This is a genomic window from bacterium (assembly GCA_023150945.1).
In the GTDB taxonomy this organism is placed as follows: domain Bacteria; phylum Zhuqueibacterota; class Zhuqueibacteria; order Zhuqueibacterales; family Zhuqueibacteraceae; genus Coneutiohabitans.
Map to the genome: position 1 here is coordinate 188988 of JAKLJX010000009.1, position 18662 is coordinate 207649.

Here is an 18662-nt window from a genome sequence, read left to right on the forward strand (position 1 = left end):
CACGCCTCATCCGGAGAAATAAAGCCAGACGGTCGCGACCGCCAGCGCGAGCACGATCGAGAGCTGCACGTCCAGGCGGCGCCGCGCCGGATTTTCCTGCGGCCCGCGATAGGTGGAGTAGGTCACATCGGCAAGCTGGGCCTCGGAATGCGCCGGTGCGGTCAGGCTCACCGCTACCAGAATGGCGGAACACACGATGAACAGGAACACGGCGAAATGCAGGAAGTTCAGCTCGGCGAAACGCTGCAGCACACCGGTGAGCGCGTGTTTGTTGATCTCCGCGACCAGCCGGCCGAGGCCCAAGACCAGGCCGGTGAGCAATGCCGCCATCGCACCGCGGCTATTCAGGCGCTTGCAGAAGACGCCCAGCAGAAACACCGCGGCAATCGGCGGTGAGACGTAGGCCTGCACGCTCTGCAGGTATTGATACAATTGGCCGGAGATCGACTTGATGAAGGGAATCCATGACAGGCCCAATATCACCAAAATGGCGGTGGCCACCCGGCCGACCAGAACCAATTGCCTTTCCGAGGTGTGGGGATTGAGCTTTCTGTAAATGTCCCAGGTGATGAGCGTGGAGCAGGAATTGAACACCGAGGCCAGCGAGCTCATCAAGGCAGCCAGCAAGCCCGCCACCACCAGGCCGCGCAGACCGGCGGGCAGAAACGCGGCCACCAAAGCCGGCAGGGCATGATCAGGCTTGGGCAGGACGAGGCGGCCGGTTTGCACCAGGCAATAGGCGGCAATGCCGGGCATGACGAAGATGAACACCGGCAGGATTTTCAAATAGCCGCCGAAGATCGCGCCGCGCCGCGCCTGGCATTGATCCCGGGCTGACAACACGCGCTGCACGATGAGCTGGTCCGTGCACCAATACCACACGCCCAAAATCGGTGCGCCAAACAGAATGCCGGTCCACGGAAAGTTGGGATCGGTCACCGGCTGCCACATGTTGAAGAAGCTGCTGCCCGCGATTTCCTGCATCGCGCCCCAGCCGCCCACCGCCACCAGGCCGGTCACGGTCACCACCACCGCGCCAAAGATCATGATGAACATCTGCATCAATTCGGTGTAGACCACGGCGCGCAGTCCGCCGCAAACAGTGTAGAGGCCGGTGGCCGACACCACGATCAGCGCGCCCGTCCAGAAATCGATTCCCATCAACGATTCGAACACGATGCCGCCGGCCGCAATCGTCACCGAGATTTTGGTCAACACATACGCCATGATGGAAATCCACGACAGATAGATGCGGGCCGCCGGCGAATAGCGCCGCTCCAGAAACTCCGGCATGGTGTAGACCTGGGTTTTCATATAGAACGGCACAAAGACCCAAGCCAGGATCAGCAGAATGAGCGAAGCGAGAATCTCGAACTGCGCGACTGCCACGCCGCTGGCCGCACCCGTGCCGGCCAGTCCCACCAGATGTTCCGAACCGATGTTCGAAGCAAACAGCGAAGCGCCAATCACGAACCAGCCGACATTGCGCCCCGCGAGAAAGTATCCCACCGCACTGTCAACCGCGGTCCGGCTGCGTGCGGTCGACCACCACGCAATCCAAAAGAGGACGCCGAAGTAGAGCCCAATCACTACATAGTCGAGCCCAACAAGTTGATTCTCCACTTCATGCTCCCGCTTGATAAAGACCTCAATAAAGCCTCAGAATTGGGAACAACTCGGTTGCATGTCGGGAGAATTATCAAGAATGGTGCCACTGCCGCCGTCAGTTTATCCGCTTGTAAATGTTGAAGCGCAATGCTCAGTTTTCAACGCAGGTTATCAATTCGATAATCCTGCCTTATCTTCATGATAACAGCCGGCCGCGCCGGAGTGCTGCCGCTTTGCGGTCTCCCTCTTCGCAGTCCCGGCGCCATTGCGTTGCCTTGTGCCGCCTGCACGAAGTGCGGCACCATCTGCGTGCGCGCATGCGCTGAAATTTGCGCAACTCCCGCAACGTGCACAAACCGCAACTCCACGAGAATCGACAATGGACAGCATCAACCCGGTTTTGTCACTCTGCAGAAGTCGTTTCAAACAGAGGCTATGAGGTCAAAGCCTTTGGGAATGCTGTGCTGCGTTTGAAACGTTAATCACGGGAGCGCGCCGCAATGCGGCGCGGCTCTATTTGATGCCCAAACGCTTGCACATGCGGTGATAATTGGGCGGCGCAATTCCCAACAGCCGTGCCGCCTCGGCGTCCGAGCCGGCATGGTCGCGCACAAAACGAAAATATCTTGCCTGCACCTGCTTCTCCATTTCCCGCCAGGGCAGGACCTGCTTGCCATCCCACCGGCCCCAGTGGGAAAATTCCGCCGGCGCCGTTGCCTGTGGTTGAATCCCCAACGCCGCGTTGACTTGCGCAACGGCAATGGGATCCGCGTGGGCAAGCAACAGCCGTTGCACCACGTTTTGCAGCTCGCGCACATTGCCCGGCCAGTCATACTTGACCAGCGCCGACAGCGCCTCCTCGGCCAGGCGCGGCGGCATCTGGTTCATTTCCGCGCTGAAGAGATCCATGAAATGATTGATGAGCAGCGGAATGTCTTCGCGCCGCTGTGCCAGCGCCGGCACGCTGATGGTGACGACGTTCAAGCGGTAGTAGAGATCTTCGCGGAAACGTTTGGCTTCCACCTCCTTTTCCAAATCCTTGTTGGTGGCGGCGATGATGCGCACATCGACGGCGATGGTGCCGGTGCGGCCAATCTTGTCGATTTCGCCTTCTTGAATGACGCGCAGCAGCTTGGCTTGCGCGGGCAGCGGCAGTTCGGTGATTTCATCGAGGAACACCGTGCCGCCGTCGGCCACTTCGAACAATCCCTTCTTGGTGGCATGGGCGCCGGTAAACGCGCCCTTCTCGAAGCCGAACAACTCACTCTCGATGAGATGATCCGGCAGGCTGCCGCAATTGATCGGCACAAAATTCTCGAACTGCCGGCGGCTGTTGTAGTGCAGATTCATCGCCACCAGCTCTTTGCCCGTGCCGGAGGGACCGCGCACCATGACGTTGGCGTTGTTGCCGGCAAACTTGGCGATCAACTCGCGCAGTTGGCGCATGGCCGCCGATTCACCGATGATGCGCTTGCGCCGCAGCAGGTCCAGCACCGTCTTTTGCAGGCGTTGGGCCGAGCGTTGCTGCTCCTGCAGCAGCCGCCTGCGTTCGAAGGCATTGATGATGTTGAGCACGAAATCGGTGGGCTGGTAGATATAAGCTTCGATATCGCCGGGGTATTTGGTGCAATACCAAATCGCGCCCGCCTCCTGCAGCCGGTGGGCAAACTCGAAGTCGGTGACGTTGATCGTCATCTTGGTGACGATGATGACCTGCAGCGTGGCATCGATTTCTTTGATGCGCCGGATCAAACTCTCGCCGATGATCGCGCCCGGGATCTGAAAATCCATGATCACCACGTCATATTTGCCGTTATCCCGCTGCAACAGCGTCAGGGCTTCCTGGCCGTCGGCGACCACGTCGCGAATGTGAATGCGCTCGGCGAAGGGACGCAGCGTGTTGCGCACGCGCCGTGCGTCGAATTCCTCGTCTTCGATGAGCAGCAGGTTGATGACGTCGCTCGTTTTCATGCTGATGGTTTCCTCCGTGCCCCCGCCGCGGCCGGCGGGCCCGGCCTCAGGCCGGCGGGATCAAGATGGTGAACTGGCAGCCGCCGCCGGGCAGATTCTCGACGTCCAAATCCCAGCCGCACCGCTGTTTCGAGATTTCGTAAGCCAGATAACAGCCATAGCCCGAATGCGGGCCGTCGCCTTTGGTGGAGATATTCTCCAAGAACAGACGCTTGATGCCGTGCTCGTTGGTTTCCAACAGCTCGGGCAAAATGGCCTTGCCGTCATTGGCGATGACGACGCGCGACACGCCCGCGACCGGATCGCAGTGGGTGCGCACCGTGATGGTGACGCCGCCTGCGCCGCTGTGATCCAGCGCATTCTGCAACAGCGGCTCGAAAATCTCCCACACGACGAACTCATTCACCTGCACCGGCGGCAGCGCGTCATCCAGATCCATGTCGAACTTGAACTCCTCCGACTGCCGGGTCACGCGCAGGCAAATGTGCTCAACGATGAAGCGCAGCACCTCATTCAAGTTGGTTTGGAAAATCGGGCCGCGGATCGCCAGCACCGGCGGCTCATACCACTTCATATCATAGATCACGCGCGACATGTAGTTGGCGTATTTGGTGACGCGATACTTGACTTCCTCGATGTTGGCGGCCGCAAGCATGCGCACGTCTTCCTTGATGAAGCCCATCACCTTTTCGGCTTTGTGATGGGTGTGGTAGATGCGCTTGGCGAACTGCGCTTCCTTTTGATAATGAATCCGCTCCTTGAGCTGCTCCTCCCTTTCCTTGAACAGCAGTTGCTGGGCCTCGTCGCGTTCCTGCACGGAATAGGAGGAAACGAAAAACAGCGCCAGCATACCGAACAGGATCATGCCCATGAACACCATGCCGGACTGATTGAAGCTGGTGATGATCTCGCGGGTGACGAATCCGAAGTCCGGCGCATTTTTGATGTAAACCGCGCCGGCAAACTCACCCTTGGGGACGAAGGGCACGAACACGTGAAAGGTCTGCTTGCCTTCGAGCAGATTGTAGACCTGCTCGGTGGACTGGAGCTGGCTGCGTACCTGGCCGTAGAGGCGAGTGGCCTCGGTGTGCGGCATGTCGGAGGGCGGCAGGTCGGTCAGATTCTCGAAGAAGAAACGGTAGAGTACCGCCCCGTTGTCGATGGCGAACACGCGCTCGCCCTGCGACACCAGCACGCAGGCTTCTTCAACGTGCTGCAACAGCAACTGCTGGCTGAAAATGATGTCGAACGCCTGAATCAGTTTGCGGCGGTCGGCGGCGCTCTGGCGGTGCGCCGGCGACGTCGTCTCCAGTAGCAGTTCCAGCGAAGTCGCGGCCAAATTCGCGAAGCGTTCGGCGGAATCGCGTTGATACCATTCCTGGGCGCGCACCAGGAAATCCTTCACTGAATCCTTCTGCACGAAGGAAACCAGCACTTGCGACGCCACCATGATCGTGAACAGCACCAGCACGTGTTTCAATTCAAAATGGTAGCGGCGCAGCTTGGCGACGAGGCGATCTTGCGGAGAATTCATGGTCAGTTGATCAACACTTTTTGCGAGCGAATCATGGCTTCCGCGCCGGCGAGCGCGGCGGGGACGGAGATTTCCTGTTTGATGGCCTGATGGGCAAAAAAGGAGAGAATATCCGAAATCTTGGTGTACTCCACCAACGCCGGGCGGTGCACACCGGTGGCGAGAAGCTGGCGGTAGTACAGCAAATCAGGATGCTGGCGGCAAAACGCCGAATCTTCGTAAACGGACTTGATGGCAGGCAAGTAACCCATCTTTTCATAGACGGCGCGCTGCATCTCTTTGCTGGTGGCAAACTTGATGAACTTGATCGCCGCGGCCTTTTTGTTCGAATCGCGCGCGATCATGAGATTCCAGCCGCCGAAGACGGCCGTGGGCTGTGAGCCGGCAAAATGCGGCAGCGCCGCGAATGAAATGGACTTGATCTTCTCGCCATACCGGCTTTCATAGTCGCGCAAATTGCCCGGCCAGCCGCGAAAGAAAATCGCATCCTGGGCCAGGGCGTGCTCATAGACATCGCCTTCCTTGTAATTCGTCACCGCCGGCGGGGTCATGCCGTATTTGCCCACCAAATCGACGAGCAACTGCAGCGCGCGCCGCGCCGCGGGTGTGTTGACCCGCAGCGAATCCCCCGTAATCAAAGCCGGGCTTTGATGCCCGATATTCTCCACAAAGGAACAAATCAGGCCTTCGTAACTGTCCGCCGGAAACAGGTAGAATGCCGGGGGGCGCGGCAGGAAACGCCGGCTGAGCTGAATGAAGTCTCCCCACGTCATCGCCGCCTTGAGCTTGCGCTCCACCTCGGCGAAATCCGGCAACGCTTGCAGCAGATCACGGCGGTAATACAGGATGCCGATGTCAAAATAAAACGGCACGCCCACCAATTCCCCGCCGGAATAACACGAGCTGATGGCCTGCGGCAGAAAGGCCTGCTGTTCCATTGGGGAGAAATAGCCGGTCAGCGGCTCGGCCCATTTGACGAAACGCGGCGTCCACACCAAATCCACCGCAAAGATGTCGATGCGCGAGCTTTTGCTGCGCAGCGCACGGGTGAGAAGCTGTTTGCGCTCGTTGGTGCTGAATTTGGTGAAGGGAAGATTGACCGGCACGACCTGCAGGCTGCCGCGGTACTGCGCGTTGAAACGGTCAATGATGGTTTGTTGCGCCGCCGAGAGGTTGTCGGCAAAGTAGAGGGTCGTGACCTTGGTGTCTTCTTCCTCTTCCGGGCCGGTGGGGGTGAATACCACGATTACAATGGCCAGGGCGGCAATCAGGAGGGACACGATCAACAAACTGGTTCTGGAAAAGAGACGGCTGAACATGTTTCACCTGTGCTTTGGCCGCATCTCGTTCCGGTCGTTCCGCTAACCCGGTTCGCGGTTGGAGAGCGTAGGAAACCGAATCTCTGCGCCGCGGGCTCGACCGTTAGGCGCCTCCGGAGGGGACAAACGTCATCAAGAGCCTGGCAGGGAACCGTGGCCGCGGGGCGTTTTTACTCGAGCGTGGCGTGCGAAGTCGAAAGGCAGGGAAAGCGACAGAGGGGAACAACCCGGCGCGCATGACCATACTCATCGGATTCCGCCAGCACTACAGGAAGTTGCTGCGAACAATCATTCGTCAATCACGCAGCGATAATGCGAAACCGTCGTGAATTTGTCAAGCTGGATTTTGGCAGGGGCAGGGAACGGCGCCGGGTTTGCCGGCGCCGTTGCTGGCAGGAGGGTGAAGGATTGGGCGTCAACTCTTCATTTTGCCACGACGACGTTCTCGGCGCGCGGCTGTAGCAGCTTCGCCACCAAGCCCGTCCACCCGGTTTGATGCGAAGCGCCGACCCCGCGGCCGTTGTCGCCATGAAAGTATTCGTGAAACAGCACGTAATCGCGGAAGTGCGGGTCGTTCTGAATCTTCTCATGATAATTGAGCACCGGACGCCGGCCGGTTTCATCGCGCAAAAAGATGCGCGTCAGGCGGTGGGACAGCTCGTTGGCCACTTCGTTGATCGTGCGGAAGCGGCCGGAGCCGGTCGGGCATTCGATTTTGAAATCATCGCCGTAGTAGTGATGAAACTTCTGCAGCGACTCGATGATGAGATAATTCACCGGCATCCAGATCGGGCCGCGCCAGTTCGAGTTGCCGCCGAACAAGCCGGAATCGGATTCCGCGGGCTGATACTTCACCGTGAAGGCATGGCCGTTGGCCTGAAAAACGTAAGGGTGATCCTCGTGAAACCGTGACAAGGCCCGCACGCCGTAATCCGCCAGAAACTCGGTCTCGTCCAGCATGCGTTTGAGCAGGCGCTTCATGCGATGGCCGCGCAGCAACGAAAGCAAGCGCCGCTCGCCCGAACCCGGCTCATGCCAGCGCGACACCAGACTCGCCAAATCGGGACGGTAATTGAGAAACCATTCCAGGCGTTGCTTGAACTCGGGCACCTGGTCGAGCAGCTCCGGCTCCAGCGTTTCCACGGCAAACAGGGGGATCAAACCCACCATCGAGCGGACTTTCAACGGCACATGGGCATCGTTGGGCAAATGCAGCACATCGTAGAAGAACTCATCTTCCTGATCCCACAAGTCGATGCCATCGCCGCCGATGTTCGCCATGGCGCCAGCGATGTAGAGAAAATGCTCGAAGAATTTGGTCGCCATGTCTTCGTAGACGTGATTGTGCTGCGCCAACTCCAGCGCGATGCGCATCAGGTTGAGCGAATACATCGCCATCCAGCTCGTGCCATCTGCTTGCTCGAGGTGGCCGCCGGTGGGCAGCATGGCACTGCGGTCGAACACGCCGATGTTATCCAGGCCAAGAAAGCCGCCTTGAAATATGTTGTGCCCTTCTGCGTCCTTGCGATTCACCCACCAGGTGAAATTGAGCAGCAGTTTTTGAAAAACACGTTCGAGGAACGCGAGATCGCCCTTGCCGCCGTTGCGCTTGCGGTCGATCTGAAAGACACGCCACGTTGCCCAGGCATGCACCGGCGGATTGACGTCACCAAATGCCCATTCATACGCCGGCAGTTGGCCGTTGGGATGCATGTACCACTCGCGCGTCAGCAGCACCAACTGCGCCTTGGCAAAATCCGCGTCGATCATCGCCAGCGGAATGCAGTGGAACGCCAGATCCCAAGCGGCGTACCACGGATACTCCCACTTGTCCGGCATCGAAATGATATCGGCATTGTTGAGATGCAGCCATTCGTGATTGCGGCCGTGCTTGCGGCCTTCCGGCGGCGGCGGTTGTCCCGAATCGCCGTTCAACCATCGCGGAATGTCGAAGTAATAGAACTGCTTTGACCACAACATGCCGGCAAACGCCTGGCGCTGCACGTTCTTGGCGTCTGCCTCTTTGATGGGCGCCTGAATCTCCGCGTAGAACTCGTCGGCTTCTTTCTGGCGTTGGGCAAAGGTCTGTTCAAAATCAGCGAACGCCTGATCCGCCGTGATCGAGAGGTTCGTCAAACGCAGGCGCAGCGTTGCGGACTTGCCGGCGGGAATTTCGCGGCGATAATGCGCCGCCGCCTTCGTGCCGGTTTGCGCCGGATTCACCGCCGCCAGGTCGCCATGCACGACGTACTCGTTGAGGCCATCTTTGAAATAGCCGCGGCCTTCGACGTTATACAAGCGCTTGACGTTCGTCTCATTTTCACAGAACAAGAATCTCGGGTCACCTTCGCACAGCAGCCACCTCTTGCCGAGATCGCTTTGATTGATTTCAATGCCGCCGCGCGCGGTAACGCCCAGGCTCGGCTTGTGGCCGTTCACGCCCCACGCCCAGGTGTTGCGCAGCCACACCGTCGGCAGCAGATGCAGGGTTGCTGCTTCCGGTCCGCGATTGTGTGCCGTGATCCGAATCAAAATATCATCCGGCGCGGCTTTGGCGTATTCGATGAACACGTCGAAATAGCGATCGTCATTGAAAATGCCGGTATCGATCAATTCAAACTCCGGCGCGCCCTTGCCGCGGCGGCGATTTTCTTCGACCAGCCAGCCGTAGGGAAACTCGGCGTGCGGATATTTGTACAGCATCTTCATGTAGGAATGCGTCGGCGTGCTGTCGAGATAGTAGTAATGCTCCTTCACGTCCTCGCCGTGGTTACCCTCGTTGCCGGTGAGACCGAAAAGGCGTTCTTTCAAAATCGGATCGCGGCCGTTCCACAAGGCCAGTGCAAAGCACAACAATTGGCGCTCATCACAAATGCCGGCAAGGCCTTCTTCACCCCAGCGAAAGGCCTTGCAGCGCGCCGCTTCGTGCGAGACATATTCCCACGCGTTGCCATACGGACTGTAATCTTCGCGCACCGTGCCCCATTGCCGTTCGGTGACATACGGCCCCCACTTCTTCCACGCGGCTTTTTGCGAGCGGGCTTCGGCGAGACGTTCTTTCTCCGCGTTCATAGAGTCTCCCTCACTTGAAAAGGTGTTCCTGTAACTTCCTGGCTGTTGCATCAAAGCTCGAAGGCTTCGTGCGACTCGAAATTTCATGAACCTCAGCCCAGCCGAGGTTGGAACATTCTGGGGCGGGCACCAAACAGATTATCTCTCCACCAATCGCAGCGCGTGGCCGTCGGGATCACGCACAAGGCCGCCTTTCCGGAAGCCCAACTCAGCCGCAGGCATCGTCACAGTCGCAGCCGGCGAAACGAAGCGTGCGCCACTCTGGCGCAGGCGCTGCAGCATGGCGTCGGCATTCGCGACCACCAGCGTCGTCTGCCAATGAATCAAATCGTTGGCGCGAATGTCCAATGGTGTGGGGCGGCCGTCACGTGGGGCAAGATATTCGAGAAACTCAATGCCCGGTCCGGTCGCGGCGCGCAGGCCGCTGATGCGCAAACGCGCGCCAAACACATTATTGAGATGTTCCTGTTCCGTGCCGTAGTTTTCACTCTCGCCCGCCACCTGCAGACCCAGCAAATCACGATAGAATTTCTGACTCTCTTCCGTATTCGAAACAACGATCGCGGTATGATCAATTCCCAGAAATAGCCTGCCATTGGCCCCTTGCCCCTTGCTTTGCCACTTGGGATCGCCCTTTCCCGGCGGGAAATAGATGATCTCCAAATGATGGCCGTCGGGATCGCGAAAATAGAACGCCCGAATGCCGGCGGCGGCTTGGTTCCAATCCGGAATGCGCTGGGGGCCGGTGGAAGCATGCTGCACGTGGTGTCGCCGCAGATGCGCATAGGCCTTGTCCATGTCGCTCACGACGATGGCAATGTGTTGAAACCAGTGATCATTGCTGCGCATATCCACCGGCACCGGCCGGCCCTCGGGCGCGAGATAATCGGTCAGCTCGATGAATTCCTCACCGAGCTGCAAACGGGCAACGCGCTGGCGCAGGCCAAACACACCCTGCAGATGTTCGTAAGCCTCGCCGGCCACTTCAACCTCAGACACCTTTCTAAAGGGCAAAACGCTGGTGTAAAAATCAAGGGCGCGATCCAGTTCTGAGACGGTCAGCCCGATCGCCTCGACTGCGTTGACAGCCTCTTGACTGAAGGAGAATCGCGACGGTGCCAGCCAGGCGATCACCAAGAAGCTGAGCAACAAACGGATCTTCGTGTGTTGGCTTTGTGACTTCATGCTATAGGCATCCTTTGCAAGTTTGGCTTAGTCAATTCCATCATCCGCTGGGATGGTTCGCTGAGAAGGCGCGCAGTCCTGAGTTATTGTCCGCAGATCCACGCAGACTACGCAGAGGCAGCCAATCTGCGAAATTCTGCGCCCTCTGCGGATCGGATCCCTTGCTTGTCGATCTCCTGCACAGCACCGGCAGCAACTTCAGCGACGCAGCCGATCTGCGAAATTCTGCGCCCTCTGCGGATCGAATCCCTTGCTTGTCGATCTCCTGCACAGCGCTGGCAGCAACTTCAGCGACGCAGCCGATCTGCGAAATTCTGCGCCCTCGGCGGATCGCTTTTGTTCTCAGCTTCGATCTGGCGCAACAACCACCACGCTATTCAAACCGCCAAACCCATCCGGCATTTTTTCGGGATTGGCAGGATCATCGCACCAGCGCTCACCGTCGATCAGAAATTTGTATTGATAGCGGCCGGCTGCCGGCAAAGAATGGGCGGCGCGCCAGAGGCCACCCTCCACCTGTTTGGCGGGGATGCCGGTGCGCCAGCCGTTCCAACTGCCGAAGACTTGCACGCGACGCGCCTGATGATCGTGCAAAACAAAATTCAGCTTCGCGCCCTGCACGTGCGGCGAATGAAAATGGCCGTTGCGCGCGCCGTGCTTTTCACGCAACGCCTGCGCCAGCGCGCGGCCGGCATGCAATGCACCCGCGCCCTGACGCGCGCGCGGCACATTGGCAATTGGCACGGCGGACTCGAGCAAAGCGCTGCGCAACAAGAACGGCACGAGTTTGGGATTGGCTTCCAGCATGCAGGCCGCGACACTGGCGGCCAGCGGCGCGGCGAAGCTGGTGCCATCCACATGCTGATAAAACGGCGTCACCAATTTGCACTCGGCGATGCGGCTTTCACAGTTCCGATCACCGCGGCGGCGGCGCGCAAAAAGCTCCTGCGCTTCCCTTGCGAGCGCCGTCCCCGGCAACACCGGCGCTACCACCCAAATGCTGGGCGCCACCAGTTCCGGCTTGAACGCGCCGCCCAGGGATTCGCCATAATTGCTGTGCCACAACTCGACTTCATCATGATTGAAAGTGTTTTTGTCATCCAGGCCGCCGATGGTCAGCGCAGCGGGCGCGGTGGCGGGCGGCAGCAAGCGGCGCTCGCCATTGTTGCCGGCAGCAGCAACGACAGACACTCCCTCCTGCACCAGCGCCTCGACTTCGGCATCAATGGGATTGTCCTTCAGCGTGCCGATCGGATCAGCGCCGAGCGACAGATTCACCACACGCAGCGCCAGCGCCAGACGATTTTCGCGCAGCCAGCGCAGGGCACGAACGATGCTGTCATTGGTGATCCGGCCGTCGCGATTCATGGTCTGCACCAACACGAGGCTGGCGTCGCTCGCCAGTCCGCGATAGAAGCCCTGACTCAACCAGCCATTGCCGGCGGCAGCCACGCTGGTCATGGTGCCATGCCATTGACCGGCAGCGGCCTCCTGCGCTCCCGGCCAACTCGGCATTTCATTCGCCTTGAAGGAGCGCGCCTGCAACACCGGCTCGCTGGCATCGATCCAGGCGCGAATACGATTCACCGGCTGCACCAAATCCGGGTGCGGATAGAAGGCGCTGTCAACCATCGCCAGCGTAACGTTCCTGCCGGTGAAGCGCGGATCCGCATGCAGACGCAGCGGCGTGGGCAGTGCGCCGAATGCGGCTTCGGCATCCAGCGGCCAGACCGCTTGCAGGCTCTCATGCAACGCCGCTTCGCCTTGGTGCAGCAGTGTGTGCAGCAAATACTGCTGCACACAAGCCGGACACGCGCCGTCAGCCCGGCGCCACTCCGGATGATCCAGACGCAGTTGCGCTTCCACCTCCGGTGCGATCCAGCCTGCCGGCAACAATTGTTCAGCCGGCGTGGGCGATTCGCAGAGCGGACAAAAAGTTGTTGGGACGGTGGTCATGTTCTTGCTCTTGTGACAGCGACGATGACGCGAGTGGGAGAAGGCGTGACCGGGAGACCTGCAGCAACGAGGGCTGATCATCCGTTGCACGACAAATCCGTCGCCCGATCAAATCGCCACCTGACGGCGTATTTCAAATGCGTACGCAGGAATCGCGGTCTTGCCCCACGTGGGGCAGTGTGGCAAACGTGAGTTTATTGGCCTTGACAGCCGCCCGCAAGGAGCGGGAACGACTAACCTGCTCACCTAATTGAAAACCGCTGCAGTGCCCCAACCCTTGGCATTCATTTCAGCCTTGCCAGCAAATGATCTCCCACCCGCAGCGCGTTGGCCATGATGGTCAACGCCGGATTCACCGCGCCACTGGAGGGAAAGAAACTGGCATCGACAACGTAGAGATTGTCGACTTCATGCGCCTTGCAGTGGGGGTCGAGCGCGGAAGTCCGGGGATCATTGCCAAAACGAATCGTGCCGTTTTGATGCGCGACGCCTGCCAGCGGGATGCGTTGTCCCAGGAAGCGCTGCAGCGGAATGATGTGCTCCATGCCCTCGATTTGCCGCAACAGGCTTTTGAGCTTCGCCTGCAGGCGCCGGTGGCCTTCTTCGTTGTTCGGCGTGTACGTCAGCATGATGTTGCCATTACGATCGAGCGTCACGCGATTGTCGGGATCGGGCAGGTCTTCGGAGGTCAGCCAGAAATCGAGCGAGTGCTTTGCCATGAAATCGAGCGTCAAGCCGGGCACAAACGGCGGCGCGCCGGCGGAAAGCGTGGTGCCGTCGAGTTTGCCGACGAAGGAAATGTGCCCCATGGGATAATGCCACTCCGGCGTGCCGAAATAGAAATCGTTCAGCGCCAGCGTTTTCTGAAAAATCGAGGGATTGGGATGCTGCGAAATCGCGAGCACGATGGAGTTGAGATGCCCCATGTAATGGCGTCCCACCACGCCCGAGCCGTTGGCCAAGCCGTGCGGATGTTTGTCGTTCGCCGAGCGCAGCAGCAGCGCGGCGGAATTGATAGCGCCGCAGGAAACCACGACGATATCTGCCGAATACGTTTCGGTTGCGCCGTTGCGCTCAACCTGCACCTGCGTCACCTCCCGTCCCGAGGCGCTGGTCGCGAGGCGGCGGACATGCGCGCCGGTCAACAAGGCGACATTGGCATGCTTGAGCGCCGGATCAACGCACACCACTTGCGCGTCGGCCTTGGCATCGATCAAGCAGGGATGACCGTCACAGGTGTCGCACCGAATGCAGCGGCTGTTCCGCCGATCCTGCTCGTCGAGCAGGATGCCGAGCGGCACGTGAAAAGGCCGGTGGCCAAGCTTGACGAGATCATCATGCAGTTTTTGAATGCGCGGCTCGTGACTCACCTTGGGATGGCGATAGGGCGCGCTGGCCCACGGCTCGGTGGGATCGGCGCCGCGCTCGCCATGCACGTGGTAGAGATGCTCGGCTTTGGTGTAGTACGGCTCCAGCTCATCATAGGAAACCGGCCAGGCCGGCGAGAGGCCGCCGTGATGCTTCAGCTCGCCGAAATCCTCGCGGCGCAAACGGAACAACGCCGCGCCGTAGAATTTGGTGTTGCCGCCGACGTAGTAGTTGGTGTGCGGGTGCAGCGGCTTGCCGTGCTGGTCTTGCCATTCTTCCCTGGTGTTGTATTTCGCCTGCACGTTCACGGCGCGCGTGCTCCAATTATCCTTCTCGCGCGGCACATAATCGCCGCGTTCCAGAATCAGGATTTTCTTGCCGGAGGGCGCAAGCTGATACGCCAGCGTGCCGCCGCCCGCGCCGCTGCCGATAATGATCACGTCATAATGATTGGCACTGGCCATGGTCTTCTCCTGAGGTTGTCGCTTACTTGATGCACTGCCCTTCAGACATTGGTCGAAAACCCAACGGGAAACTTACACCTGCGCGAAACTGTTCACCGGCCCGGCAGCGTTGCGAGACTCGCCGGCTCGGCAACCGTCTGGCCGTTGCGGGCCGGCTGGCCGTCCTCATGTTGGTGCGAAACCGCGGGCGCGCGCAACGTTTCGAATTGCACGAGATCTTTGGAGAAAAACAAATCCAACGTCCAATCCAGCGCCACACGGATTCTTTTCTCCCAGCGCGGCAGCTTGCTCAGATAAATCGTGCGCCACATCCACCAGGCCAGAAAGCCGGAGAAGTTGAATCCGAAAATGCGTGCGACGCCGGTGCGCCGGCCAATGGCCGCCAATTGCCCGATGGTTTTGAAAACGAAAGGACGCTTCCTGCCGCCGCGCACCGCGGCCGTGAGGTTCTGCGCGAGCACCCTGCCCTGCCGGATGGCATGTTGCGCCGTGGGCGGATAGGGCTTGCCCTCGGGATCCGGCACGACTGCGCAATCGCCCAAGGCCCACACCCCGGACCAACCCGGCACCTCCAGGAAAGCATTCACCATTACACGCCCCTTCTCCAGTCGGCACGGCAACTTTGCGAGCAACGGGTGAGGCGAAGTGCCGGCCGTCCACACCAAGATATTCGCCTTGATCAAGGCGCCATCGCTGAGCTCCACGCCGCGGTCCGAAATTCCCTGCACGCGCGTGTTGGTGCGAATTTCGACCTGGCGCTGCCGCAACTTCTCCTGGGCATAGCGGCCGAGTTGCTCGCCCAATTCCGGCAGGATCACCCCGCCGGGATGCACCAGAACCGTGCGGAGGTATTCCTCCTTGAGATGCGGATAAAACGCGACTGCCTCGCGCAGAAAGTCATTCACGCCGGCAATCGTTTCCACTCCCGCAAAGCCGCCACCCGCCACCACCACGGTGAGCAGATGATCGCGCCGGTTCAAGGCGCATTCGAAATCCGATTCCTCGAGATTCTCGATCAAGCGATTGCGCAGATGAATGGCGTCACCCAGCGACTTCATGGTCAGCGCGCGCTCCGCCAGACCGGGCAGGTTGAAGAAGTTGGTAATCGCGCCGAGCGCCAGGACGAGATGGTCGTATTCCAATTCATGATCATGGCCGGACCCGGCGAGGCCGTGAGACACGATCACCCGCTTTTTCACCAGATCGATCGCTTCCACCTCGCCGTCGAAGAAACGCACCCGCTCGAGCAGCTTGCGGATGGGATTCACGATGTGCGTGAGGTCGAGATCGCTGGCAGCGACTTCATGCAGCATGGGCGTGAACAGAAAGAAATTCTCTTTATTGACCAGCGTCACTTCCACGCCGGGATCACGCGCCAGCATTTTGTCCAGATAGCGGGCAGTGTACAGCCCGCCAAAGCCACCGCCGAGAATGACGATGCGAACAGGCTTGACTGAGTTCATAGCATTGCGCGAGTGTTGAGGTTCTTCTGCCAAATTGATTTTGTTGTTTGGTCGTGATGCGCGCACAATCCTTACATCGCTGGCGCAGGCGTGGCGACGCGGCCCATGGCCGGCGCGTTGTAAGGAAATCCGCCGCGCGGCGACAAAGCGGCGAGTCCAACAAAAACGCATGGCCGCAGCGCCGTGCCGATTGCAACCATCCGCTTGCCGGAAGGAATACCATGTTAGCTGCGCTGAAAAAACACTGGCCGGAATATTTGATGGAGGCCGCCGGGCTGGGATTGTTCATGGTTTCGGCTTGCGGTTTTGGGGCGCTGCTGGAGCATCCGGCTTCGCCGGTGCGGCAGGCGATTGACAGCGCGTTCGTGCGGCGCGTGGTGATGGGCCTGGCCATGGGACTGACGGCGATTGCTCTGGTTTATTCACCGTGGGGCAAACAGTCTGGCGCGCATCTCAATCCCTCGTTTACGCTGACGTTTTATCGCCTGGGCAAGCTCAAGGGGCACGATGCGTTCTTTTATATCATAGCCCAGTTCGCTGGCGGGCTGGCGGGCGTGCTGCTCATGTCGCAGGTGTTGGGTATGCGGCTGGCGCATCCGAACGTCAATTATGTCGTCACGGTGCCGGGCACAGCAGGTATCGCGCTCGCATTCGTTGCGGAGAGCCTGATCACCTTCATTTTGATGAGCGTGGTGCTGCTCGTCTCCAACCATGCGCGCTATGCGCCGCGCACAGGCTTGTGCGCCGGCGCGTTGATCGCGGCCTACATCACCTTCGAGGCGCCGTTCTCCGGCATGAGCATGAATCCGGCGCGCACGTTGGGCTCGGCATTGCCCGCGCAGGTTTGGACGGCGTGGTGGATCTACTTCACTGCTCCCCTGCTCGGCATGCTGACGGCGGCGCAAGTGTATTTGATGACAAAAGGCGCGCCGCCGCGGGCGTGCGCCAAGCTGCATCATCAAAACGTGAAACGCTGCATCTTCTGCGGCAAGCCGACCGGATAATGCACGGCACGGTTCGAATGAGCGGTCCCAGCCGCGGCCGGCAGCAGTTTGCAATAGCTTTTCACAAGGACGGGACGACAAAAAGCAAAGGGAGCCACAAAAAGGCCTCTCCTCTTCTGGCTGAATCATCAATCACCGAGATCATCAGTATCTCATCATTCTCACTCATTCATTGGAGGTTTCAAATGCTTCGCAACGTGTTGCGTTCTGTCTGGGCCGCGGCGCTGGTGTTGACGGTGGCGGCGGGGTTTGCCAACGACATGACCAAAAGCTCGCCGTTTGCCGGCGTGAAGGCCAATACCGGCTTTGCCACCGCCAGCAAGGAAGGCGGCAAGCTGGTGTTGACGCTGTCGGATGATTTCGTGGTTCCGGACACGCCGGCGCCGCACTGGCAACTGGTCGATTCCAAGGGCAACGTGTATTTGCTCAACCGCTTGAAGATCAAAGACGACAAATACAACAAGACCCTCGTGGTTCCGGCCTATGTGAAGGACGTTGCCAAGGTGCAAATTTGGTGTGCCTGGGCCGAAGTGCTGTTGGGCGAAGCCTCCTTTGCCAAGCCCGTGATGAAGTAACCTGTCGCTGTCGTTGGCCGGCCGGTTGGTCGAGCGCTTCGCCCGCTGCTGCTTCGATCTGCGTGCGAAACCGGGCCTGCGCTTGATCAACCGGCCGGTTGTTGAACGCGAGCGTCTGGCCGGATTCGGGTTCATCGGTTGCTTCCGGTGATCCGGTCGATGGATCACCGCAAGGCCACGCAACGATTCGACTGCAGTCCAGGCGCCCGTTGAGGCACTTCACCGAATACTTGCAAGGAGGTTCATTCGTGAGAACATTTGTAACAACCGTAGCGGCGCTGCTGGCTGCTTTCCTCGCAACCAGCGGCCAGGCGCAATCAACGCTGCCGAAACAGACGCTGACGCTGGCGGGCGCGAAAAAAGTCATCGCCGCCGCGCTTGCCCAGGCCCGGCAAGTGAATGCGCCCGGTGGTGTGATTGCCGTGGTGGATGACGGCGGCAATCTCATCGCGGTCGAGCGGCTGGACGGCACCTTTGCCGCCGGTGGTCTCATTTCCATTGGCAAAGCGCGCACGGCCGCGATTTTCAAACGCCCGACCAGCGTGTTCGAGAAGATCATTCGCGAAGGCCGCACGCCGATGGTGGCGCTGCATGACTTCACGCCTCTGCAGGGCGGTGTGCCGATTGAAATCGACGGGCAAATCGTCGGTGCGGTGGGCGTGAGCGGTGCCGCCAGCGCGCAACAAGACGAGGAACTTGCGCTTGCCGGCGCGCAGGCATTGAGCCGTAACGCCAATGGCGCGGCAACTTCCGCAGTGACTTTTTTTGACAACGCCAGCGTGGCGGCCGCGTTCGCAAAGGGGCAACCGTTGCTCGAAAACAGCCAATACAAAATTCACGCGAGCCATCGCGACGGCCCCGGCAAAGCCGAAGTGCACGAACACGAAACCGACATCATCTACGTGCTGCAAGGCACGGCCACATTCGTGACCGGCGGCAAAGTCCTCGACGGCCAGGCGCTTTCTCCCGGCGAAATTCGCGGCGCCGGCATCGAAGGTGGTGAAACCCGCAAGCTGGTCAAAGGCGATGTGGTCGTCGTGCCGCAGGGTGTGCCGCACTGGTTCAAAGAAGTCAAGGCACCGTTCAATTACTATGTCGTGAAATCGATCAACTGATCCGTCGTCCTGCGCAGGATGGCAAGTG

At 59.7% G+C, this 18662-nt stretch carries 12 protein-coding genes; 3 read left to right on the forward strand and 9 right to left on the reverse strand.

What is annotated here, in order from left to right; all coding sequences use genetic code 11:
- Nucleotides 1-6: 6 nt before the first annotated feature.
- The 9 genes from L6R21_13825 to L6R21_13865 all read right to left on the reverse strand — a co-directional run bounded on the left by L6R21_13825 (nt 7) and on the right by L6R21_13865 (nt 15940).
- On the reverse strand, nt 7-1623 hold the full coding sequence (locus L6R21_13825) for a sodium:solute symporter (GenBank protein MCK6560271.1): 1617 nt from the start codon (nt 1621-1623) through the stop codon (nt 7-9).
- A 498-nt stretch (nt 1624-2121) separates the two neighbouring features.
- Nucleotides 2122-3579: a sigma-54 dependent transcriptional regulator gene (locus L6R21_13830; GenBank protein MCK6560272.1), complete on the reverse strand. Its 1458-nt coding sequence runs from the start codon at nt 3577-3579 to the stop codon at nt 2122-2124.
- A gap of 46 nt (nt 3580-3625) precedes the next feature.
- Complete coding sequence (locus tag L6R21_13835; GenBank protein ID MCK6560273.1) at nt 3626-5113, reverse strand: ATP-binding protein; 1488 nt, start codon at nt 5111-5113, stop codon at nt 3626-3628.
- 2 nt (nt 5114-5115) lie between these two features.
- Nucleotides 5116-6432, reverse strand: a complete 1317-nt coding sequence (locus L6R21_13840) for an extracellular solute-binding protein (protein ID MCK6560274.1) — start codon at nt 6430-6432, stop codon at nt 5116-5118.
- 423 nt (nt 6433-6855) lie between these two features.
- Nucleotides 6856-9504 (reverse strand): glucosidase, encoded by a 2649-nt coding sequence (locus L6R21_13845; GenBank protein MCK6560275.1) that lies wholly within the window; start codon nt 9502-9504, stop codon nt 6856-6858.
- Nucleotides 9505-9642: 138 nt separating this feature from the next.
- Nucleotides 9643-10689, reverse strand: coding sequence for a VOC family protein (locus L6R21_13850; GenBank protein MCK6560276.1), 1047 nt, complete (start codon nt 10687-10689; stop codon nt 9643-9645).
- Nucleotides 10690-11031: 342 nt separating this feature from the next.
- Nucleotides 11032-12645, reverse strand: a complete 1614-nt coding sequence (locus L6R21_13855; GenBank protein MCK6560277.1) for a S8 family serine peptidase — start codon at nt 12643-12645, stop codon at nt 11032-11034.
- 284 nt (nt 12646-12929) lie between these two features.
- Nucleotides 12930-14477 carry a GMC family oxidoreductase gene (locus tag L6R21_13860; protein ID MCK6560278.1) on the reverse strand — a complete coding sequence of 516 codons (1548 nt, stop codon included), beginning with the start codon at nt 14475-14477 and terminating at the stop codon, nt 12930-12932.
- Nucleotides 14478-14569: 92 nt separating this feature from the next.
- The gene (locus tag L6R21_13865; GenBank protein ID MCK6560279.1) at nt 14570-15940 is read right to left on the reverse strand and encodes an NAD(P)/FAD-dependent oxidoreductase; all 1371 of its coding nucleotides are present in this window, start codon (nt 15938-15940) and stop codon (nt 14570-14572) included.
- A gap of 221 nt (nt 15941-16161) precedes the next feature.
- Between L6R21_13865 and L6R21_13870 the strand changes: the two genes are divergently transcribed.
- The 3 genes from L6R21_13870 to L6R21_13880 all read left to right on the forward strand — a co-directional run bounded on the left by L6R21_13870 (nt 16162) and on the right by L6R21_13880 (nt 18634).
- The gene (locus tag L6R21_13870; GenBank protein ID MCK6560280.1) at nt 16162-16944 is read left to right on the forward strand and encodes an aquaporin; all 783 of its coding nucleotides are present in this window, start codon (nt 16162-16164) and stop codon (nt 16942-16944) included.
- 185 nt (nt 16945-17129) lie between these two features.
- Entirely contained in the window at nt 17130-17519 is a 390-nt protein-coding gene (locus tag L6R21_13875; GenBank protein ID MCK6560281.1) for a hypothetical protein, read from the forward strand.
- Between the two features lie 248 nt (nt 17520-17767).
- Nucleotides 17768-18634, forward strand: coding sequence for a heme-binding protein (locus L6R21_13880; GenBank protein MCK6560282.1), 867 nt, complete (start codon nt 17768-17770; stop codon nt 18632-18634).
- Nucleotides 18635-18662 lie beyond the last annotated feature (28 nt).

Coding starts and splice junctions, on each gene's coding strand:
- L6R21_13835 (MCK6560273.1), bottom strand. CDS start 5,113: ATGAATTCTCCGCAAGATCGCCTCGTCGCCAAGCTGCGCCGCTACCAT.
- L6R21_13830 (MCK6560272.1), bottom strand. CDS start 3,579: ATGAAAACGAGCGACGTCATCAACCTGCTGCTCATCGAAGACGAGGAA.
- L6R21_13875 (MCK6560281.1), top strand. CDS start 17,130: ATGCTTCGCAACGTGTTGCGTTCTGTCTGGGCCGCGGCGCTGGTGTTG.
- L6R21_13850 (MCK6560276.1), bottom strand. CDS start 10,689: ATGAAGTCACAAAGCCAACACACGAAGATCCGTTTGTTGCTCAGCTTC.
- L6R21_13855 (MCK6560277.1), bottom strand. CDS start 12,645: ATGACCACCGTCCCAACAACTTTTTGTCCGCTCTGCGAATCGCCCACG.
- L6R21_13870 (MCK6560280.1), top strand. CDS start 16,162: ATGTTAGCTGCGCTGAAAAAACACTGGCCGGAATATTTGATGGAGGCC.
- L6R21_13845 (MCK6560275.1), bottom strand. CDS start 9,504: ATGAACGCGGAGAAAGAACGTCTCGCCGAAGCCCGCTCGCAAAAAGCC.
- L6R21_13865 (MCK6560279.1), bottom strand. CDS start 15,940: ATGAACTCAGTCAAGCCTGTTCGCATCGTCATTCTCGGCGGTGGCTTT.
- L6R21_13840 (MCK6560274.1), bottom strand. CDS start 6,432: ATGTTCAGCCGTCTCTTTTCCAGAACCAGTTTGTTGATCGTGTCCCTC.
- L6R21_13860 (MCK6560278.1), bottom strand. CDS start 14,477: ATGGCCAGTGCCAATCATTATGACGTGATCATTATCGGCAGCGGCGCG.